Annotated in this window: 19 protein-coding genes; 8 read left to right on the top strand and 11 right to left on the bottom strand. The window is 70.1% G+C overall.

What is annotated here, in order from left to right:
- Positions 1-22 precede the first annotated feature (22 nt).
- Positions 23-622 (top strand): class I SAM-dependent methyltransferase, encoded by a 600-nt coding sequence (locus PUT80_RS10065; RefSeq protein WP_134667584.1) that lies wholly within the window; start codon positions 23-25, stop codon positions 620-622.
- Here the strand turns inward: PUT80_RS10065 and PUT80_RS10060 are convergent.
- Both PUT80_RS10060 and PUT80_RS10055 read right to left on the bottom strand, forming a co-directional pair.
- The gene (locus tag PUT80_RS10060) at positions 619-1,128 is read right to left on the bottom strand and encodes a hypothetical protein (protein ID WP_275291718.1); all 510 of its coding nucleotides are present in this window, start codon (positions 1,126-1,128) and stop codon (positions 619-621) included. The two genes, PUT80_RS10065 and PUT80_RS10060, sit on opposite strands and share 4 nt — an antisense overlap.
- A gap of 68 nt (positions 1,129-1,196) precedes the next feature.
- Positions 1,197-1,610, bottom strand: a complete 414-nt coding sequence (locus PUT80_RS10055; RefSeq protein ID WP_275291717.1) for a DUF2000 domain-containing protein — start codon at positions 1,608-1,610, stop codon at positions 1,197-1,199.
- Positions 1,611-1,660: 50 nt separating this feature from the next.
- Between PUT80_RS10055 and PUT80_RS10050 the strand changes: the two genes are divergently transcribed.
- The 4 genes from PUT80_RS10050 (at position 1,661) to PUT80_RS10035 (ending at position 4,160) form a co-directional block, all read left to right on the top strand.
- The gene (locus PUT80_RS10050) at positions 1,661-2,422 is read left to right on the top strand and encodes an AraC family transcriptional regulator (protein WP_275291716.1); all 762 of its coding nucleotides are present in this window, start codon (positions 1,661-1,663) and stop codon (positions 2,420-2,422) included.
- A gap of 27 nt (positions 2,423-2,449) precedes the next feature.
- Positions 2,450-3,031 carry an HhH-GPD-type base excision DNA repair protein gene (locus tag PUT80_RS10045; protein WP_275291715.1) on the top strand — a complete coding sequence of 194 codons (582 nt, stop codon included), beginning with the start codon at positions 2,450-2,452 and terminating at the stop codon, positions 3,029-3,031.
- Positions 3,032-3,133: 102 nt separating this feature from the next.
- On the top strand, positions 3,134-3,784 hold the full coding sequence (locus PUT80_RS10040) for a DUF433 domain-containing protein (RefSeq protein ID WP_037816166.1): 651 nt from the start codon (positions 3,134-3,136) through the stop codon (positions 3,782-3,784).
- Positions 3,774-4,160 (top strand): toxin-antitoxin system, toxin component, PIN family protein, encoded by a 387-nt coding sequence (locus PUT80_RS10035; RefSeq protein ID WP_078870583.1) that lies wholly within the window; start codon positions 3,774-3,776, stop codon positions 4,158-4,160. The genes PUT80_RS10040 and PUT80_RS10035 overlap by 11 nt, the downstream gene beginning before the upstream one ends.
- Before the next feature lie 18 nt (positions 4,161-4,178).
- Here PUT80_RS10035 and PUT80_RS10030 read toward each other — a convergent pair whose 3' ends face one another.
- Together PUT80_RS10030 and PUT80_RS10025 are read right to left on the bottom strand one after the other, a co-directional pair.
- Entirely contained in the window at positions 4,179-4,823 is a 645-nt protein-coding gene (locus tag PUT80_RS10030) for a spermidine synthase (RefSeq protein WP_275291714.1), read from the bottom strand.
- 13 nt (positions 4,824-4,836) lie between these two features.
- Positions 4,837-6,027, bottom strand: coding sequence for an MFS transporter (locus PUT80_RS10025; RefSeq protein ID WP_037816169.1), 1,191 nt, complete (start codon positions 6,025-6,027; stop codon positions 4,837-4,839).
- A gap of 109 nt (positions 6,028-6,136) precedes the next feature.
- Between PUT80_RS10025 and PUT80_RS10020 the strand changes: the two genes are divergently transcribed.
- Positions 6,137-6,460: a metalloregulator ArsR/SmtB family transcription factor gene (locus PUT80_RS10020; protein ID WP_134731434.1), complete on the top strand. Its 324-nt coding sequence runs from the start codon at positions 6,137-6,139 to the stop codon at positions 6,458-6,460.
- A 185-nt stretch (positions 6,461-6,645) separates the two neighbouring features.
- Positions 6,646-7,824 carry an MFS transporter gene (locus tag PUT80_RS10015; RefSeq protein ID WP_037816171.1) on the top strand — a complete coding sequence of 393 codons (1,179 nt, stop codon included), beginning with the start codon at positions 6,646-6,648 and terminating at the stop codon, positions 7,822-7,824.
- Between the two features lie 10 nt (positions 7,825-7,834).
- Here PUT80_RS10015 and PUT80_RS10010 read toward each other — a convergent pair whose 3' ends face one another.
- Together PUT80_RS10010 and PUT80_RS10005 are read right to left on the bottom strand one after the other, a co-directional pair.
- Complete coding sequence (locus PUT80_RS10010; RefSeq protein WP_037816172.1) at positions 7,835-8,146, bottom strand: DUF3017 domain-containing protein; 312 nt, start codon at positions 8,144-8,146, stop codon at positions 7,835-7,837.
- A complete protein-coding gene (locus PUT80_RS10005; protein WP_275291713.1) occupies positions 8,146-9,000 on the bottom strand; it encodes a bifunctional methylenetetrahydrofolate dehydrogenase/methenyltetrahydrofolate cyclohydrolase in 855 nt (284 codons plus the stop codon). The genes PUT80_RS10010 and PUT80_RS10005 overlap by 1 nt, the downstream gene beginning before the upstream one ends.
- A 274-nt stretch (positions 9,001-9,274) precedes the next feature.
- Here PUT80_RS10005 and PUT80_RS46275 point away from each other — a divergent pair, with 274 nt between their 5' ends.
- Positions 9,275-13,852 (top strand): glycohydrolase toxin TNT-related protein, encoded by a 4,578-nt coding sequence (locus PUT80_RS46275; RefSeq protein WP_343076875.1) that lies wholly within the window; start codon positions 9,275-9,277, stop codon positions 13,850-13,852.
- 68 nt (positions 13,853-13,920) lie between these two features.
- Here PUT80_RS46275 and PUT80_RS09990 read toward each other — a convergent pair whose 3' ends face one another.
- The 5 genes from PUT80_RS09990 to PUT80_RS09970 form a co-directional block, all read right to left on the bottom strand.
- Positions 13,921-14,508: a pentapeptide repeat-containing protein gene (locus PUT80_RS09990; RefSeq protein WP_275291712.1), complete on the bottom strand. Its 588-nt coding sequence runs from the start codon at positions 14,506-14,508 to the stop codon at positions 13,921-13,923.
- Between the two features lie 90 nt (positions 14,509-14,598).
- Complete coding sequence (locus PUT80_RS09985) at positions 14,599-17,931, bottom strand: error-prone DNA polymerase (protein WP_275291711.1); 3,333 nt, start codon at positions 17,929-17,931, stop codon at positions 14,599-14,601.
- A 2-nt stretch (positions 17,932-17,933) separates the two neighbouring features.
- Positions 17,934-18,056, bottom strand: coding sequence for a hypothetical protein (locus PUT80_RS09980; protein ID WP_275291710.1), 123 nt, complete (start codon positions 18,054-18,056; stop codon positions 17,934-17,936).
- Positions 18,057-18,111: 55 nt separating this feature from the next.
- Positions 18,112-19,698: a DNA polymerase Y family protein gene (locus PUT80_RS09975; protein ID WP_275291709.1), complete on the bottom strand. Its 1,587-nt coding sequence runs from the start codon at positions 19,696-19,698 to the stop codon at positions 18,112-18,114.
- A 50-nt stretch (positions 19,699-19,748) separates the two neighbouring features.
- The gene (locus tag PUT80_RS09970) at positions 19,749-20,342 is read right to left on the bottom strand and encodes a hypothetical protein (protein ID WP_037816176.1); all 594 of its coding nucleotides are present in this window, start codon (positions 20,340-20,342) and stop codon (positions 19,749-19,751) included.
- Positions 20,343-20,851 lie beyond the last annotated feature (509 nt).

The following is a 20,851-nucleotide window of genomic DNA, read 5'->3' as shown; positions in this document are numbered from 1 at the left end:
TCAACCGCACTACGGTGGCTAGGTGAGCACACTTTTCGACGCCGACGCGGCGGGATACGACGAGGACACCTTCCACCCGTATGTGGCCGAGCAGCTGATCGGCGGCCTGGCCCCCAAGCCCACTCTCCTGGTCGACGTCGCCGCCGGCACCGGCGCGGCAGCCTTCGCGGCACTGCGCCTGGAACCGGCCGCGGTATTCGCGATCGACCTCTCCCCCGCGATGATCGAGATCGCCCGCGCCAAGGCCGCCGACCGCGACCCGGACGGCCGGATCACCTGGCAGGTCGGCTCCGCGGTCCCGCTGCCGATCGGCGACGGCGAGGCGGACGCGGTCGTCTGCGCGTCGGCGCTGCATTTCCTGGGCGCGCGCGCCTTGACCGACTGGCGGCGAGTGCTGCGTCCGGGCGGGAAGCTGGCGTTCAGCGTGGTGTCGGCGGAACGCTTCAAGCCGACCGGCAAGTTCGCTGACGTGTTCCCGCGAGACCTGCGCGTCCCGGGCACCCTCGAGGAAGCCGCCGCGCTGGCCACCGACGCCGGGTTCAGCTCGGCGAAGGCACAGCACGTGACGCTCGATCAGGGCGACCGGGTACGGCAGGTTTTCGCGGTGTTCGCGGAGGCTTAACGGTGGAAGTGCACCTCGCCGCGGGTAGCCGCGGCGGGGGCGCAGTGCAGGACGAAGGTGACGTCGAGGTCCGTGACGGCACCGTCGGCCGCACGGGTTAGGCGGGAGACGGTGAAGTCGGCGGTCGCGTCCGGAAGTGCGCAAGCGCGCGTGCCGCCCGCCTGGGTCCCGCGGAACGCGATGAAGCTAGGAGTCGCGAGCTGCGGCGAATTCTGCGGCCGGACAGCGGCGTTCGAGTAAGTCCCCTCGTGCAGCTGCTGTCCGGCAGGCGCGCTGAGCTCCAGCCGGGCCCAATCCCAGCCGTCGAGCGTCTCGGCGTCCACTTTCACCGCGCCGTCGTGCTCCCAGGCCGTGACCTCGTCGACGGTCCAGGAAGCACTGCCTTCAAACGCGTAAGCGCCTTCGTCCGAGGTGTAGCCGAACCCGGCCGCCGGATCCGCGTGCGCGGCCGATGCCGTCCCGAACGCGATACCCGTCGCAGCGACGAGCGCCAAGATTCTTCGCATGATTCCCCTCCCCTGGGTCGCTGCCGATCTTGGCAGGATTCCCTGCGCCGCGGCGGAAAATCCCCCATTCAGCCGTGCAGCTGAGCGCCCTTGAGGATCTTGTCCACCGCGTTCTTCGGCCCATGCACGGCCATCCCCGCCAACGCCAGCTTCTCCCTCGGCACCGCCCGCACCGCGGCGCGATTGTCGACGTCATTGCCGGTCTGGAACAGCTCGTCGGTGAAGATCGAGAACCGCAGACCCCGCGAGAGCGCGCGGCTGTGCGCCAGCGCGAGCGTCTCCGCGGTGCCGGAGAACACGAGTACCGGCTGGCGGAACATTGGCAGGTACTCGGTGTCGTCGGCGTCGAGGTAGGGCTCGCCGATCAGTTCGGGCGTCGTGTGCGCCACGCCGCTCACCAGGAACGCCGTGACGTTCAGCCGTTGCCACGAGGCCAGGTCGTCCCGCAGCAGCACGGCGATCTTCGTGTCGAATCGGTTCATGCGGGACAGCGTCGGCCCGGCGCCGCGTGCGGGTCTTGTACGTTTTGAACATGACGGTGTCGGCTTGGCGCCCTCCGGTGCCCGGGATCGCCGAGGCGTTCCACGCCCGGTTCACCGACCACGCCTACCCCGCGCACACGCACGACACCTGGACGCTGCTGATCGTCGACGACGGCGCGATCAGCTACGACCTCGACCGGCACCACCACGGTGCCCTCGGCACGGCCGTCACCCTGCTGCCGCCGAACGTCGCGCACGACGGGCGCGCCGCGACCAGCCACGGCTTCCGCAAACGCGTGCTCTACCTCGACGCCGACGTCCTCGGCGACGACCTGATCGGGGCCGCCGTCGACCAGCCGAGCCTGCCGGATCCGTTGCTGCGCACCAGAATCCACCAGCTGCACCAGTCGCTGGCCGAACCGCTGGAAGCCGAAAGCCGCCTAGCCCTGGTCGCCGAGCGGCTGCGCACCCATCTCGGCCGCTTGACGGTGGCGCCGCCCGACCGCAGCCTGGCCGACGACCTGCGCGACCTCCTGGACGAACGCCTGCCCGATTCCCTGACGCTGGCCGACGCCTCCGAGGCATTGGGCGCGCACCCCGTCCACCTGGTCCGCGCCTTCGGCCGCCGTTTCGGGCTGCCGCCGCACCGGTACGTCACCGGCCGCCGCGTCGACCACGCCCGCCGCCTCCTGCTCGACGGCACCCCGCCCGCCGCCGTCGCCACGACCGCAGGGTTCACCGACCAAGCCCACCTGACCCGGCACTTCCGCCGCTACCTCGGCACCACCCCGGCCCGCTTCGCACGCGGCTGACCGGGCGGTTTGTGCGAAGATGGCCCCATGCTGCGCGAACTGCACCTGACCGGCGACCCGGCGGCCGACAAGCTGCTCAACGACGACCCGTTCGCCCTGCTCACCGGGATGCTGCTGGACCAGCAGTACCCGATGGAGCACGCCTTCGCGGGCCCGCGGAAGATCGCCGACCGCATGGACGGCTTCTCGCTGCAGAAGATCGCCGCCACCGACGTCGAGGCATTCGTCGAGATGTGCGTCGTCCCGCCCGCGATCCACCGCTACGGCGGCTCGATGGCGCGCCGGGTGCACGCGCTGGCGCTGCACATCATCGAAAACTACGACGGCCGCACCGAAAGCATCTGGCTGGACGGCCGCCCCAAGCCGGACGGCGAAGAGGTGCTGAAGCGACTCAAGGCACTGCCCGGTTTCGGCGAGCAGAAGGCGAAGATATTCCTGGCACTGCTGGGCAAACAGCGCGGCGTCGCCCCGAAGGGCTGGCGCGAAGCCGCAGGCGCATACGGCGACCGCGGCTCCCGCCGGTCCATCGCGGACGTGACGGACGCCAAGACGCTCGGCGAGGTACGCGCGTTCAAGAAGGCCGCGAAGGCCGCCGCCAAGGCGAACTGACTCAGCCTCGCGCGAACACGCGGATCTTGAGCCGCCCGGCAACTGGGCGAACCGATACAGTGGGCTGTGTCGAGGACGAATCCACATCATGAAGGAGGGGCCGTGGTCGACAAGTTCGCCGATCCGCTGCTGACTCCCAAAGAAGTGGCTCGGCACCTGCAGATTCCTCAGTCCACCATGTACTACTGGCTCGGCGAGAAGGCAGACGGTACGCCGCTGGTGCACCGAGTCGAACCGGAACGACATGGCAGGCCGTCAGTTCCGTTTGTCGCCGTGATCGAGGCCTACGTGCTTCGAGCGCTGCGCGATCTCGGACTGACCAAACGAAAGATCCGTGACGCCGCTGCTGAGGTTCGTCGGTCGTTTCACACGCCGTATGCACTGGCGACGAAGCAGATCGCAACCGACGGAGTGGACATCTTCCTCCACTACGCGGACGGGGACCTCGCGCGCGTCGGAGATGGTCAGCGACCGTTCCGCGAGATCATCAACGATTACCTGCATTTCATTGAATGGGACGCTGCGGACGGTTTCGCCGGAAGCCTGCGCCTCCGGCAGTACCCCGATGTGGCACCGGTGGTGATCGACCCACGGTTCGGATGGGGCACGCCCGTTGTCGAGTCGACGAAGGTACCGGTCGACGCCGTCGTCGATCTTTGGCTGGCCGGCGAATCCTTCACCGACGTCGCTTACGAATACGGTCTCACTTCGGAACAGGTCGAAGCGATCTGCAGAGTAGGCCGTGCCGCCTGAGTTTTTCCTCGATCGAGGGCTAGGACGAAGGCTGGCCGAAGAGCTGACCGACCTCGGCTGGATCGTGCACCGAGCAGCCGCGCACTTCCCGGACGATGCCCAACACGTCGCCGACGAGGACTGGCTGGACTACGGCCTGGCCCGGGGATGGTCGCCATTGTGCAAAGACGGCCGGATCAAAGGTCGTGACACGGAACGCGCACCGCTGGAGACGTACGGCGGGGTTCTTTTCTATCTCGACAACCAACGCCTCAGGGTCGACGACATGGTGGCTCGATTCGAGCAGCATCGGCAAGCGATCCACCGGGCCGTAGCACGTGGCGGCCCGCGCGCATACGCAGTCGGTGCGCACAGCCTGCGTGCAACCTGGCCATGACTCGTCAGGCCGTCTGACTCAGCCTCGCGCGAACCAGACCACGTCCGGTTCCCCGCGCGGCACCGGAATCTCCACCACGTCCACCTCGGCGAACCGCTCCCGCAGGCGAGCCGTGAACCCCGGTGCCGCGCCCGCGCTCCACACCGCCAGCACCCCGTCTGGGCGCAGCAGCTGAGACAACCGCTCCAGGCCGGAAGCCGCGTACAGCGACGCATTCCCCTCGGTGACCGTCCACTCTGGACCGTTGTCGATGTCCAGGCACAGCGCGTCGAACGTCTCGCTCGTCGTCCGCAGCCACTCCAGCAGGTCCGCCTCGACCACCGTCACCCGCGGGTCGGCCAGCGCCGCGCCGTGCACCTCGCGCAGCGGACCGGTGCGGTTCCAGGCGATCACGGCAGGTTCGCGTTCCACGACCACGACCTCGGAAACCGCACTGTGGTCCAGCGCGGCACGCAGCGAGAACCCGACGCCGAGGCCGCCGATCAGCACTCGGGCGCCGGGTGCGAGCCGGTCGGCCGCTCCGGTCACGAGCAGCCGTTCCGACTCGCCGTTGCGGGTGTCCATCAGGAACATCCCGTTTTCGATCACCTCGAACTCGGCGCCGTCGCGCCGCAGCACCAGTTCGCCGCCGTGCCCGGGCACGGTTTCCAGTACCTCTGCCACGCCCGGCAGCTTCTCAGACCGCGACCTCTTCGCGGACCTCAGCCCGCTTCCGCGCGCCCCAGAAGAACACGACCACCAGCATCGCCGCGGCGGCGAGGATCGCGGCGATCTCCGGCAGGACGGTCGGCCCGGCCGAGGTCAGCACCGCGCCGCCGACAACGCCGGACAGCCCGACACCCAGGTAGATCGCCGACGCGTTGAGCGACAGCGCAAGCCCGGCGTGCCCCGGCGACAACTCGATGAGCCGGTGCTGCAACGGCGGACTGAACGACCAGTTCGCCAAGCCCCACACGAACAACGTGATCCCGGCCCCGACGACGGTCGTCGCGGTGAACGGCAGCAGCACCATCACGGCGGTGAACCCGATGAGCACGATCAGCAGCGGCTTGCGCGCACCCCACCGGTCGGCCGCGCGGCCGCCGGCGAAGTTGCCGATCGCGCCGCCGATGCCGTAGCAGAACAGCAGCACCGTGATCGTCCCGCCGGAAACGCCCGCGGTCGCGGACAGCACCGGCGACACCAGCGTGTAGACCATGAACGCAGCGAGGCAGGCGAGCGTGGTGGTGACCAGTAGCGCGACCACCCGCTTGTCCCGTGCGACCGCGAACCGCTCGGCGAGCCCGACCACCGGCGGCGGCGCGACCTTCGGCAACGCGACCTGCACGCCGATCGCACCGAGCAGCGAAAGGATGCCGACGAACAGGAACGCGCCCTCGTAGCCGAACTGCTGGGAGATCACGCTGCCCAGCGGAACGCCGAAGATCAACGCGATGGTGAGTCCCCCGAACACCAGCGACACAGCTCGTCCGCGACGTTCCGGCGTGGTCAGTTCAGCCGCGACGGCAGTGGCGGCCGGGGTGTAGACGGCGGCCCCGATCGCCGTGACGACCCGCGCGATGAGCAGCGTGGTGTACCCCGGCGCGACGGCCGCGAAGATGTTCCCGACCGCGGCCACCGCGAGCGCGGCGACCAGCAGCGTGCGCCGTTCCCACCGGCCGGTAGCGGCGGCGAACAACGGCGAGCCCACCGCGTACGCGATGGCGAACGAGGTGACGAGCTGCGCCGCGGCCGTCGCGGAGATGTGCAGTTCGGAGGTGAGCGCCGGCAACAGCCCGGCCACGATGTAGCCGCTGGTGCCGACGCCGAAGGCCCCGAACGCGAGCACCGAGTTCCGGGCCGCCGCCGAGGACGAGACGCTGGACATGAATGTTCCCCCAAGGAAACCTGAACGGATAGTTCGACGAACGTCGTAGTTCGATGACGACCGTACACGGACCCGCCGACAATTTCGACAGTCGTCGTACTATGGACACATGCCCGCCTCTGTGCCCCTGCCTCCGCTCGCCTATCCCGACCGCGACGAGATCACGGTCGAAGCGGTACTGCGCGCGCTGGCCGACCCGGTCAGGCTGGCGATGGTCCGGCAGCTGGCGAACTCCGAAACGGAGATCTCGTGCAGCGGTTTCGAGGTGCCGGTGACCAAGTCCACACTCACCCATCACCTCGCGACCCTGCGCCAGGCCGGGGTGATCGTCGGCCGCCAGGAAGGCACGACCCGGTACAACTCGTTGCGCCGCAATGATCTCGACGCACTGTTCCCCGGCCTGCTCGACGGCGTGTTGGCCGCGCCCCGCTGACCGGTCGCGCTACGTGGCGGGCCTCACCCGAATACCGGGATGACAAGGCCGCCCTCCATCGGTTCAACTAGAGCGAGACAGCACGACGACGTCGGGGCTGTCTAGTTTTTTGCCCTCGTTCTAAAGCGCTTCAGAAGCCTGGTCCCCAGGCGCTGAGCAATCGTTTTCTCCAAGAAGGGAGAGCCGTGCCCGTCGCGTTGCTCGCGCTCGCCGTCGGTGCCTTCGGCATCGGTACCACCGAGTTCGTGATGATGGGTGTGCTGCCTCTGACCGCCGCGGACTTCCACATCGACATCCCGTCCGCGGGCTACTTCATCTCCGCGTACGCGCTCGGCGTGGTGATCGGCGCGCCGCTGCTCACCGCGCTGGCGGTCCGGTTGCCGCGCAAAACCATGCTGCTGGCGATGATGGGCCTGTTCACGGTCGGCAACGCGCTGTTCGCGCTCTCGCCGAACCAGGACTTCGGCATCGCGTTCCGGTTCCTCGCCGGCCTGCCGCACGGCGCGTTCTTCGGCGCGGGCGCGGTCGTCGCGTCCAGCCTCGCGCAGCCGGGCCAGCGCGCGAAGGCCGTGTCGATGATGTTCATGGGCCTGACGCTGGCGAACGTCATCGGCGTCCCGCTCGGCACGCTGCTCGGCCAGCAGGTCGGCTGGCGCGCGACGTTCGGCGTCGTCGCGGTGATCGGCCTGCTCGCCATCGCCGCCATCGCGAAACTGGTACCGCACCAGGGCCGCCCGGCCGACCCGTCGATCCGCGGCGAACTCGGCGCGTTCCGGCGCCCGCAGGTGTGGCTGGCGCTGGCGATCGTGATGTTCGGACTCGGCGGCGTGTTCGCCTGCATGTCCTATATCGCGCCGATGCTGACGGACGTCGCCGGTTACTCGCCCGCCAACGTCACGGTGCTGCTTTCGCTGGCCGGTGTCGGCATGACGATCGGCAACTACCTCGGCGGACGGCTCGCGGACAAGGCGCTGATGCCGAGCCTGTACGTCGCGCTGCTCGCGCTCGCGACCGTGCTCGCGATCTTCACCGTGACCGCACAGGGCAAGGTCGGCGCGGCGGTCACGATCTTCTTCGTGGGCGTCGCGGGCTTCATGATCGGCCCGATGATGCAGGCCCGGATCATGGAGAAGGCGGGCGGCACGCCGTCGCTGGTCTCGGCGGCGGTGCAGTCCGCGTTCAACATCGCCAACTCGATCGGCGCCTACCTCGGCGGCCTCGTCATCGCAGGCGGACTCGGCCTACTGGCCCCGAACTGGGTCGGCTCACTGCTCGCCGTGCTCGGCGTATCCATCGCCGCGGTGTCCGGGCTGCTGGACCGACGCGAAGCGCGAGTCGAGAAAGAACTCGCGCTCGCGTCCTGACCGCGCTTGCTCAGGAGGAGGCGTCGAACGGGCCGCCGACGATCGACAGCGAGATGTAGAGCACCGCGGCGCACAACGCGCCGTAGGTGAGGATGTCGACGGCCCTGCCGCGGATCGCGAGCAGTCCGGCGCGCTCCTCCGGCAGCACCGCCCGCAGCACCCCGGCCACGAACAAAGCCACGCCGACCAGCGCCGCGCCCTCGCGCCAGTGGTACTGCAGCGCGCGCACCACAGCCGCCGCCAGCAGCAGCATGATCACCGCGAACGGCACGTGGACGAGCCAGGGACGATCGCCGCGGTGCCGTTGCCCGGTCATCGCCATCAGCGGGCGGCCGCGCGTTCCGCAGCCTCGACCACGTTCGTGACCAGCATCGCCCGCGTCATCGGGCCCACGCCGCCGGGGTTCGGCGACAGCCAGCCGGCCACCTCGGCGACCGCCGGGTCGACGTCGCCGGTGAGCTTGCCGTCGACGTGCGAAACGCCGACGTCCAGCACCGCCGCGCCGGGCTTGACCATGTCCGGCTTGATGATCCCGGGCACGCCCGCCGCGGCGATCACGATGTCCGCGCGGCGCACCTCGGCGGCCAGGTCGCGGGTGCCGGTGTGGCAAAGCGTGACGGTCGAGTTTTCGCTGCGCCGGGTGAGCAACAGACCGAGCGTGCGGCCGACGGTGATCCCGCGGCCGACCACGGTGACCTGCGCGCCGTTCAGCTCGACGCCGTGCCGCTTGAGCAGCTCGATGATCCCGTAAGGGGTGCACGGCAGCGCGCCCGCTTCGCCGAGCACGAGCCGGCCGAGGCTGATCGGCGCGAGTCCGTCGGCGTCCTTCTCCGGGTCGATGCGCTCCAGGACGCGGTTCGCGTCGAGGTGCTTCGGCAACGGCAGCTGGACGAGGTAGCCGTGACAGGCCGGGTCCGCGTTCAGCTCGTCGATGACGGCCTCGAGCTTCTCCTGGGAGATGTCCGCGGGCAGGTCGCGGCGGATCGAGTTGACGCCGATCTTCGCGCTGTCCGCGTGCTTCATCTTCACGTAGGAGTGGGAGCCGGGGTCGTCGCCGACCAGCACCGTGCCCAGCCCAGGGGTGATCCCCTTCTCCGCGAGCGCGGCCACACGCGGGCGCAGCTCTGCGAAAATGGCGTTCTTCGTGGCCTTGCCGTCGAGAATCTTCGCCGTCACGGCGGCCATTGTCGCAGAGCCGCCGGAGACTGCCGGTCAGGAGTGGGTTCTGCACTCTGTGTGTCCGCGACACCACCCGATCGGCCCGCGCGTCTTCCGTCGAATCAGCCGTCCCGGGTCTTAAGCTGGAGGGGCTCCACCGCATCACCCACCCAGGCGTGTGACCCGTGCCATATCGCGTCCGTCGAGGTCAGCGGGCTCGTCCACCGGCCTGAGGGTGGCAAAAGCCCTATGCGGGGTGCGTTCGTGCGCGCGAACAGTCAAAATGTTCTCTGTGGCACAACCGACGACGCAGCTGAACGCGACGGAGCAGGACACTCTGGTCAAGCAGATCGGACTGGCCCTGCTGCGCGCCGCCCCGCGCGACTGGCGCAAAGTCTCCGCGGAGTACCGAGCCGTCGGCAGGTACCACGAGCTGACCGGCGAGATCGTGCTCGAGGACGGCTCCGCACAGGAATGGATCGCGACGCACGACATCGCGACCCTGTTCGGCAGACTCCGCGCGGGCATGTACCGCGACGGCCGCGGCACCTGGTTCAACGCGCGCTACCAGCTGGACCACCCCTCCAGCTACAACCTCGAATACAACCGCGACGAGCCCGGCTGGCACCTCGCCCCGCCGCCGCAGGCGTACTCCGACGAGCTGCGCATGTTCCCGCGCACCGAGGAGAACGTCCCCGAGTGGCTGATCCGCCGGATGTCCGGCCTCGGCCCGGAACAGCCCGGACCGCACTTCCGCATTGCCCGGATCTTCGACACCATCGGCCCGGCAGGCCGCCCGGTGATCAACCGCCCTGACCTGGACGTCGACGAGCAAGACCGGCTGCTGGACTACCTGGACCACGCCCCGGTCGTGGTCCAGGACCGCGGCTACGACATCGACCGTCTCGCCCAGACCCCCGAAGCGACGGTCCCCGTCGCCTTCCACAGCGACGGTCACTGGATCTGGCCGGCCGCGGTCAACTTCTACCTCCGCACGTACGGCGTCTCGCCGGAAGCGGACCTGATCGAACACATCCGGGCGAACGCGTTCCAGCTTCCGCAGGTGGACGAGCTGACCCTGCAGGGTGCGGCGGCGTACCTGACTCGCGGGAGCCAGACTCCGCAGCAACGACCCGCGCCTGGCGGACCTGGTGCTGGCGGTCCCGGGGCTGGCGGCCCCGGTGCCGGTGGTCCCGGGGCTGGCGGGCCTGGTGTGGGCGGTCCCGGCGCTAGTGGTCCTGGTGCGGGCGGCCCTGGTGCCGGAGCTCCCGGCGCGGGCGGGCCTGGCGCGAGTGGTCCCGGTTCCGGCGGTCCTGGCGGCCCCGGCTCGGGCGCTACTGGTCCCGGTGGTCCTGGCGCGGCTGGTGGGCCAGTCGGTGCTGGCGCAACGGGCGGCCCCGGCGGACCTAACGGCACTGGTGGCGCAGGCACCGCCGGTGGCCCCGGCGGTGCTGGTGCACCCGGCGGTCCGAACGGAGTCGGCGGACCGACTTCGGGCGGCCCCGGCGGATTCGACGCCAACGGACCTGGTTCCGGCAGCCCCAGCGCTGACGGCCCCGGCTCTGGTGGCCATGGCGCAGCCGGAGTCGGAGCAGCCGCCGCTGGGCTCGGCGCGGCCGGTCTGGGAGCAGCCGCACTCGGTGCGGCAGGCGAGTCTGGACCAGGCAGTCACGACAACTTCCACCCAGCCGACGACTTCAGCGACCCCGGTTCCGGCAGGCCCGCCGGACCGAGTGCTCCCGGTCCCGACCGACGCGGCCCCGCCGACGAGTTCGACAACCGCGACTCCGGCCGACCGGACAACTTCCACCCCGACGACAACTTCAGCAGGCCCGGCCCAGCGGACCGGCCAGAGGGCACCTTCCGCTCCGCCGACGACTTCAACAGGCCCGGCGCAGCCGACCGGCCAGAGGGCGCCTTCCGCCCGGCCGACGACTTCAGCAAGCCTGGCGCAGCCGACCAGCCAGAAGGCACCTTCCACCCCGCTGACGAGTTCGGCAGGCCCGGCGCAGCCGACCAGTCGGAGGGCGCTTTCCACCCGGCCGACGAATTCCGCAGGCCCGGGGGATCGGACGCTCCCGGCTTCGACTCGGCGGACGAGTTCGACGGCCCCGGCTCCCGCAGGCCCGGCGCGTCCGGCGGCCCAAGCGGCCCCGGTCCCGATCGGCGCGGCCCGGCTGACGAGTTCGACAGCCGCGATCCCGGCCGAGCGGACAGCTTCCACCCGGCCGAAGAATTCGCCGGTCCCGACGCAGCGGACGGCCACGGCTTCGACGACCGCGGCGGCCAGGAAGAGCACTTCGAGCCCAACCGCGGTGCCTCGGACAGGCGTGAGAGGCCTGGTCCGCAGGGTCCCGGCGCACCGGACACGCGAGGGTCCGGGCAGGACAGTCCCGGCGGGTCGCACGGACTGGGCGTAGCCGCCGCGGCGGCAGGGGCAGCGGGCGTGGCAGGAGCCGCCGCGAGCGGCACTCGTGCTGAGCACCCGCACGAAGCTGGTTACGACGAGCACCCCGACTCGGCCGGCTACGACGACCGAGCCCACGACGCCGACGGCTATGACCAGCAGGGGCACGCCAACGCTGGCTACGACCAGGCAGCCGGTTACCCGGAGGACTACGACCGCGGCGAAGGCCAGCGCGCCCACGCCGATGGTTATGACCAGCACGACGAGGGTTACGACGAGTCCGCCCACGGCGACTACGACCACGCACCGCACGGTGGGTACGACGCCGAGCCGTACGACCAGCACGGGTACGAGGACGCCGCATCCCACGAGGCCGGTGCCTACGCCGAGCAGGGGTACGACGAAGCCGGTCAGCACGGCCACGACGAAGCGGGTTACGACGAACCCGCGCACCACGTCGATGACCGCAACCGCGACGCGGCCGACTACGACGACGCCCACGGGTACGACGACCACCTCGACGCGCACGGGAGCAAGGTTCCCGGCGTCGGCGCGTTCGAGCAGCCCGCTGCTCCGAACACGGAGGACGGGCTGGTCGGCGCGGATGGCCTCATCGGCGCCGACGGCCTCATCGGAGCGGACAACTCCGCCGACGAACCCGCCGCCCCGAACCGGCACAACGCTGAGCCGGACGCAGGCCGGCGCGGCGCGGCACCGGACGACAGCCGGGACCAGGAAGGTGGCCGTCGGCGAGCCCAGCCGGACGCCGAAGCGGACGACAGCCGCTGGGAAGACGTGCGGCTGAACGCCGAGGACGGCGGACGGCGCAGCGCCGAACCCGACAGCCAGGCCGAACCCGCGGACGAGCACGGCAGTCACGTCGGCGCGGCTGCGGCCGGGGTCGCCGCGGCAGGTGGGCTGGCCGCGGCCGGGCTTGCCGCTGCCGCGCACGGTCGGAGCCGGGAGAAGGAGGCCGAGGGCCGCCACGGCACCGCGCCGGAGCGTCCTGCGGAGCCGCCCTTCGAGCAGGACTTCGACGGCGGGCAGTACGGCCGCTACGACGACGGTCACTACGACGACGAAGACCACACCGAGGTCCACCACGACCTGGTCCCGAGCCGCAACGGCACCGGCCCGGGTCACCCGGACGACGAGGACGACACCGACGTTCACCGGCCGGTCGACGTCGAGAGTGAAGAGCCGGTGCTCTTCACTCACGGCAACGAGCCGTCCCGCGACGACGACGAGCAGCGTGCCGAACTGTTCACGCACTCCAATGGTTACGAGGACGACAACCGTCGCGAGGCCGAGTACGACGCGGGCCCGCCGACCGCGATGATCATGCCGGGGTCCGAGATCCCCGGCGGGCTTCCGGTGCCGGAGATGCCGGTTCCGCCGCCGTCCGGCGGGCGGCGCGCGGCTCGGGAGCAGGCCGAACCGGCCCCGGTCGCGCGGCGGGAGCAGCCCGCCCAGCCGGAGCTGGCCGAACTGCAGGCGAAGCTCGACGAACTGGACGTGCCCGAGGCCGCGTACCGGCTCGGCGGCCCCACCGAACGCGGGTGGAGCGTCGAGCAGGTCGGCGAAGGCTGGCGCGTCGGCTGGTACGACGGCGAGCTGATCAACCCGGCGGTGTTCGGCGACGCGGAGGACGCCGCGGCGTTCATGCTCGGCAAGGTGCTGCTGTACCCCGACGGGTATGTCGCGGCGGAAGCCCCCGCACCGGCTGAGCAGCCAGTCGCGGACGCGCCGAAGCCGCCCGTGGTGGCGACGTTGTCGCCGGAGGTCGCGACGGGCTCGTTCCCGGTCCGGCCGCGCGAGAACGTGCCGCCGCAGGAGCAGACCGCGTTCACGCCCGCCGATCAGCTGCTGGCCGACGACGAACCGCCTGCCCGGCAGACCCCGCCGCCCGCTCCGCCGACGCAGGTCGCGGCACCGGTGAGCCCACCGACCCAGGTGGCTCCCCCGGTCAGCGCCCCGCCGACGCAGATCGCCTCGCCGGTCAGCGCGCCGCCCACCCAGGTCGCTCCGCCGGTCAGCCCGCCGCCGCGGCGGGAACCGCCGGTGCGGCGCGAGGAACCGGTGCGCGCCAACGGAACCGGCGGCAGCGGGCAGTGGCCGATCGCGCCGCTGTCCGGGGAACCGCCGCTGACCCTGTTCCGCGGCAAGGAACTGCGCGAACTGCCCGCGGGCAGCGAACTGGACCGCTTCGGCGGCCCGAACGGCAACCTGACCTACGCGGCGGGCACCCCGTTCGAGGAGCGTTCGCTGGTGCCGGAGTGGGTGAACCGGCCGTACCACGTGTACCGCGTTCAGCGGCCGCTCGAAACCCTGGCCGGGGTCGCGATCCCGTGGTTCAACCAGCCGGGCGGCGGGTCGGCGTACCTGCTTCCGGCGAGCATCGAAGAGCTGCTCGCCGAGGGCGACCTGATCGAACTCGACCCGGGCGAACCGCCGATCGACTGAGAAAACCGAAGCTGCGGAAAAGGGGCGGGGCCAGCGGGCTTCGCCCCTTTTCCGTGCCCGGAACCGCGCTACTTGACGACCAAGCCATGGGCCGCGGCGAACGCCACCGCCAGTTCGACGTCCACGTACGCGCCGCGCAAGTCCGCCTGCACCAGCCCGTTCGCGTCGACCACCGCACCGCGCAGGTCGGCTCCGGGAAACTTCGTGCCGATCATCCGGGACCCGGACAGATCCGTGCCCCGCAGGTCGGAATCCGTCAGATCCGCCTCGTTGAGGTTCACTTCCCGCATCCGCAGACCGGACAGGTCCAGTTTCCGCAACCGGCCGCGCGCGAACGACGCGAGCGACAGATCGCATTCGGTCAGCGCGATCCCGGTGTAGCGACAGTCCACAAAGGACGAACCAAGCAGCGAGCACGACGACCAGCGGCTGTCGGCGAGCACCGAGCGGTCGAACGTGCAGGAGCGGAACGCCGACGCGTCGTGCCGCGAACCGGCGAGATCGACCTTGGTGAAGTCGCAGTTGTCGAAGGTGCAGCCGCGGGTGCGCAGGTCGCGCAGGTCCGCTTCGGTGAAATCGCAATCCACGAACTGGCGTTTTTCCCACCACTGGCCGGAAAGTCGTGCTTCGGTGTAGTCCTCGCCGGTCTCCGTCACCCGGACAGGATGTCATCCGCCCCGGTGCCGGCTTTGCGACGGGGTGGCTGCGAGCCGCCGGAAGGCGTGTGTCCACGAACTGTCCGCCGGTCACCGGAAGTCCCGCGATCTCGTGGGAATCCGCAGCCTCAGCTGCTCCAGTTTCTGCGCGCGCACGCTCGCGACGCCGTCCGCTTTTTCCAGCACTCCGTGCACCAGCAGCGCCGAACTGCCCCGCGCGATCCGGTGGAACCGTTGCCACAGCCCGAGTGTGCAGATCACGTTCACCATGCCGGTCTCGTCCTCGAGGTTCAGGAACGTGACTCCACCGGCGGTCGCCGGCCGCTGGCGGTGCGTGACCGCTCCCCCGACGAGCACTCGTTCCCCGTCGGACCGGTCCAGCAGCTTGTCAGCGGTGATGACCCCGAGCGCGTCGAGGCGGTCTCGGATGAACTCCGTCGGATAGCTGTCCGGCGAGATCCCGGTGGCCCAGACATCGGCGGCGGCGACGTCGAGCCCGTCCATTCCGGGCAGCATCGGCGCGTCCACGCCGACGCCGGTGCCGGGCAGTTTTTCCGGCCGGTCCTGTGCGACCGCGCCCGCGGACCACAACGCCTGCCGCCGGTCCGGGCCGAACGCGCTGAACGCACCCGCGGTGGCCAGCGCTTCCAGCTGCGGCGTGGTGAGCCGGACGCGCCTGCCGAGGTCGGACATGCTCTCGTACCGGCCGTTCGCCTGCCGTTCCGCCACGATCTCCTTGGCCAGCGTTTCGCCGATCATCCGGACGGTGCTGAGCCCGCCGCGTACCGCGTGGAGTTTCCCCTTGTCCGGCAACGCTTCCAGGGTCGCGTGCGGGAGGCTCAGGTTGATGTCCGGGCCGAGCGTGGTGACGCCGTGCCTACGCGCGTCCGCCACCAGCGACTGCGGCGAGTAGAACCCCATCGGCTGCGCCCGCAGCAGACCCGCGCAGAACGCGTCCGGGTGATAGTGCTTGAAGTACGCGCTCGCGAACACCAGATGCGCGAAGCTCAGCGCATGGCTTTCCGGGAAGCCGAAGTTGGCGAACGCCTTGAGCTTCTGGAAGATTTTCTCCGCCAGCTCAGCGTCCACCTCGTTGGCGATGGCCCCGTCAAGGAACCGCTTGTGCAGCCGTTCCATCTTCCGCTGCGACCGTTTCGACCCCATCGCGTGCCGAAGCTGGTCGGCCTCGGCCGGGGTGAATTTCGCGACGTCCAGGGCGATCTGCATCATCTGCTCCTGGAACAGCGGCACTCCCAGCGTTTTCTCCAGAGCGTTCTCCAGCAGCGGATGGTCGTAATCCCACTCCTCGCGCCCCTGCTTGCGGCGGATGTACGGGTGCACCGAACCGCCTTGGATCGGGCCCGGCCGGATCAGCGCGACTTCCACGGCCAGGTCGTAGAATTTCTCCGGCCGCAACCGCGGCAACGTGGCCAGCTGAGCCCGGCTTTCCACCTGGAACACGCCGATCGCGTCGGCGCGGCAGAGCATTTCGTAGATGTTCTTGTCGGTGAGGTCCAGTTCGGCGAGATCGATCGTCTCACCCTTGTACTCCTTGACCAGGTCGAGCATGTAGTGCAACGCGGAGAGCATGCCGAGCCCGAGCAAATCGAACTTCACCAGCCCGACCGCGGCGCAATCCTCCTTCTCCCACTGCAGAACGCTGCGGTTTTCCATCCGCGCCCATTCGACCGGGCACACCTGGCTCACCGGTTCCCGGCACATCACCATGCCGCCGGAGTGGATGCCGAGGTGCCGCGGGAAGTCTTCGAGGGCGAAGGCGAGCTGCACGACGTCGTTCGGGATGTCGTGGTCGTGGTCTTTTTCCGTGCTGCGCAAGGCTCCCCAGCGATCGATTTGCTTGCTCCACGCGTCCTGCTGGCCCGGCGAGTAGCCGAGCGCCCTGGCGGCGTCGCGGATCGCGGAGCGGGCTCGGTAGGTGATCACGTTCGCGACCTGTGCGGCGTTGAGCCTGCCGTGTTTGCCGTAGACGTACTGGATCACCTCCTCGCGCCGGTCGGACTCGATGTCGATGTCGATGTCCGGATAGCCGTCTCGGTCGGGTGCGAGGAACCGTTCGAAGAGCAGGTGGTACTCGATGGGGTCGACCTTGGTGATCTCAAGCGCGTAGCAGACCGCCGAGTTGGCCGCGGAACCTCTTCCCTGGCACAGGATGTCGTGGTCCCGGCAGAATCGCGCGATGTCCCAGACGATCAGGAAGTACCCGGGGAACTCGAGTTTCTCGATCACCTCCATCTCGTGCTCGATCTGCTGCCAGGCCTTGTCCGCGTGGTCCTTGCCCGAGTAGCGCTTCTCGAAGCCCTCCTTGACGATGTTTCGCAGGTGCGTGGTCTCGGTCTCGCCAGGCGGCACGTCGAACGGCGGCAACTCCGGCGCGAGCAGCTCCAACGGGAAGGCGCATTCCATGCCCAGCAAGGCCGACCGTTGCACCGCGCCCGGGTACCGCTGGAAAACCTCCGCCATTTCGTTGCCAGAGCGCAAGAACGCGGCTGCGTCGCCGGGCAGCCAGCCTTCGAGATCGTCGATGCTGCGCCGGGCGCGGATGGCGGCGACGGCGTCCGCGAGCCGACCTCGTTCCGGGCGAGCGTAATGCGCGGCGGTGGTCGCGACAGTGGGCAGTTTAAGTTCGCCGGCCATCTCGGTCAGCAGGTCGTTGTGCGTGCTGTCGAGCGGCTGGCCGTGGTCGATCAATTCGACATAGACCTGGGTTTGGCCGAAGAGGTCGACCAGCCGGCGCAGCTCGGCGAACGCGGCGTCCGCGCCTTCGCGCACCAACGCCGAACGCACGGATCCCTTGCGGCAGCCGGTCAGCACCGCGCATTTTCCCGCGACCTCCTCTGCCACGGCGGCCAAGTCGTAGATCGGGCGGCCTTTTTCGGCCCGCTCCACGTTTTCGCCTTCGTGGCCGCGCAACTGTCCGGCGGTGATCGCGCGGCACAGGCTGCGGTAGCCGTCGCTGCCGCGAGCCAGCAGCAGGAGGTGCTCGCCCTCGGGGTCGGCGACACCGTTTTGCGGCGCGGACAGCCCGAAGCTCAGCTCAGTGCCGAATACCGTTGCGACGCCTAGCTCTTTGGCCGCTTCGGCGAACCGGACCACGCCGTACATGCCGTCGTGATCGGTGAGCGCGATCGCGTCGAGCCGCAGCCGCGCGGCTTCCTCCACCAGTTCCTCGGGGTGGCTGGCGCCGTCGAGGAAACTGAAGTTGGAGTGGCAGTGCAGTTCGGCGTACGCCACTCGCGGCCCGGCTTCCAGGTCGCTGCGCGGCGGCGGGATGTCGGCGGGGCGGCGGTACCCCTCGCGTTTGCGTCCCCACGCGGGACTGTCGCCGTGGTCGCCGGGCGGCATCCCGCCCGACAGCGCCCGCGCGAGGTCCTTCCACGGGACCGGCGGGTTGTTCCAGCCCATCGTCAGTCCGTCCGGTTCTCGGGTGATCGGCGGGGTTCCGGGATCAGCAGCGCGACCGGCACCGGGTCGAACGGGCACGGCGGTTCGACCGGGACGCGGGGCACCGGCAGGTCGTGGTCCATCACGGGCGAATTCCTTTCGTTGTCTCCACCGGGTTTTCGGGTTTCGCGGCAGCTCGGTTCAGTCGTAGCTTCCCTCCACTGTCCACACTGGATTCTCCGTTCCGGAGCAGAGGACGAGCACCGCCTCCGGCGCCTCGTTTTCCCCTGCCGCGAGCAGCAGTTGCAGCCGGGCTTGCTGCGGTCCGGTCGACCGACGGCCCGACGTGGCAGGCCACGGACCGGCCCATCCGGTGATCGGCCGGGGCGGCCCGCCCGCGACGCACAGTCCGTGCGGCGGCGCGGTCAGCCGTTTGCGCGAGGTGAGACCGACTGGCCGTCCTTGCGCGTCGATGACCTGGACTGGCAACGGTTGTTCCAGCACCGTCGCCGGGGACGGGGACGGCAACCGGGCAGGCCACGTGGCGTCCGGCGGTCCGGCAGGTTCCCGCGGATCACCCCACGGAATGAGCCGGACCCGGCTCGCCGGATCGCGTCCGCCGTCGAGCAGCGGCGTGACCACGCCCTCCGGACCGAGCAGACCTTGCACCCGCACGAACGCGCGGCCGGCCCGTTCGGCAGCCAATTCCTCGTCCTCGCCTGGACCGGCGCCGGGATCGCTCCCCCGCCACAGCCCCAGCTGCAATGACCTCCCTTCGACGGTCTCTTCCGGTTCGAGCCGCAACCGCGCGACCCCGGCCGTGGGCCGTTCGCCGGGCGCGGCCTTGAGCCAGCCCTCGAACTGCCACCGGACCCGGTCCGCAACCCCTTGCGGCGTAAGTGGTTCCGCACAACGCCAGACGCGACCGAGCTGCTCACCGTTCTCAGTTGTCGCGTATATACCCAATCGAGTGCATGCGAGCCCGCGATCGGCGAGCGCGGCGTGGAACCGCGCGCCGAGTTTTTTGGCCATGAACGCGGCGACGTCCACCCGGGCAAGCACCGGATCGAACGATTCGGCAAGCGACAGTTCCGGCGGCGGACTGCGGCGCAACGGCGGCCGGTCGGACAGCCCCCGGGCCAGTCGATGCGCGAGCACGCCGGTGCGCCCGAACCGAGCGGCCACGTCCCGCTCGCCGAGTTCGGCGAAGGCGCCGAGCGTGCGCAACCCGAGCCGGACGAGCAGGCCGACCAGATCCGCGCGCTCGGCATCCGGCTGGTCCAGCTCAGTCACCGGCAACGGAGCGAGAAATTGAGCGCTCCGCCCAGGTTCGACCAGCGCCCCCTGCCGTGCGGCCAGCGTCGCCGCGAACAGTCCTTCCGCCACGCCGACCTGGCATTCGACTCCCGCCGCCGCGGCCACCTGGTCCACCAGTTTCTCCGCGAGCTGCGGTTCGCCGCCGAAATACCCGGCCGCCCCCGCGACAGGAACCGCGAGCAACCCGGGCCGCACCACTTCCAGCCCGACGACCAGTTCCTCCACCGCCGACGCGACATTCTCGAAAAACCGTGCGTCCCGCGCCTCGTCTACGCCGAACACCGCCAAGTCAGGACACTGGGATTCCGCTTCTCGCCGACGCATGCCGCGCCGGATGTTCCGCGTTCGCGCGACCGCGGTGCACGCCACGACCCGGTTGGCATGAAACACCGCCGCCGGCTGGGTAAGCACACTCCCCGCCGCGGCGACGGCAGCGACCGCGGGCCAGTCTGGGCACCACAAGACCAGCATCCGCACGGGATGGCGACGCGGATCATTCTGTCCTTTGTGGACAATTTGGTTCACCCGACCGCCTCTTCCCGCGCCGCGACGCGCTTCTCGCCCCGGGAAACCCGACCGTCCTGGCCAGGAAGAAGCACCGATGCCGACCGAGGCCGAGCTGCTGCACCGCGTCCGCGGGCGTGTACTTCGACCGGGCGGGAACGGAGGTGTCCGGCACCGTGCTCGAGCACCCCGGTCCAGGTGCCTGGGGTGCAGTGCAGCTCGACGTCGGCGGAAGGCCAGGGCCCCAGCGAAAGCAGCACGGCCCCGCGGTGCCGAGCCCGAGCCGCAAGCCTCCGCGCGACGTCCGGCCGGACCGACCGGGGTTCGGTGACGACGAGGTCCACGCCATCGAGCAAAGCGGCCATCACCGCCGGGTATTCGGCCCCCGGCTGCGGAACCAACGCGAGCCGCGAGACGACGACGCCGTGCTCGGCCGCCGCGACAATCCCCAGCGACGGGGCCCCGACCACCGCCGCCCACGCCCCGGCGGCGGTCGCCTCCGCGAGCAACGCGAACAGCAGCGAGGTGGAGTGGTGAACCGCGACGACGCTCCCGCGGCGCAACCCGGCTCCGGGGAGGAGATCGGCCAGTGCTGGGGCCACCGGAAGCATCCGCCCGGCAGCCTGCCCCCAGTCGGCCCGGGAAGCCCGCTCGGCGGCGACGGTGCTGGCAGTGCTGACACCGGGGAGGGCGGTCAGTTTGGCCAGCGGGTGTGCCGGGTCTGCCGGTGAGGGCGGGTCTGTTGGGCGGAGCCGGGTTGGGGGACGGAGTTTCGAGGGTTCGGGGGTTGCTGGGCGCAGTTGGGTTGACGGGGGTTCGGGGGGAGTTTCCTGGCTGGGCTCAGTTAGCGGGGTGGAAGGAGTTTCCGGGCGCAGCTGAGACGGCGGAGTGAGCGAGCGAAGACGAGTTGGCGGCTCCGATTCAGGTTGAGGCGGCGAATCGCGTTCAGCAGACGAGTGACCCCGAGCGGAAGGCCGTAGTGAATCAGGTCCGCTGGACGCGCGCGAGGCAGGGCGAGGCTCACGGCCGGATTCGGCTGATCGGACCTGCGAACGAAGCTCGGTGGGCGACCTGGCTTCCGCTGCCTTGCCGGAGGTGGCCGGTGTCCATGGTTCGAACG

This window comes from Amycolatopsis sp. La24 (assembly GCF_029087445.1).
In the GTDB taxonomy this organism is placed as follows: Bacteria; Actinomycetota; Actinomycetes; order Mycobacteriales; family Pseudonocardiaceae; genus Amycolatopsis; species Amycolatopsis nivea.
This window is presented reverse-complemented; position numbering and strand designations above follow the sequence as displayed.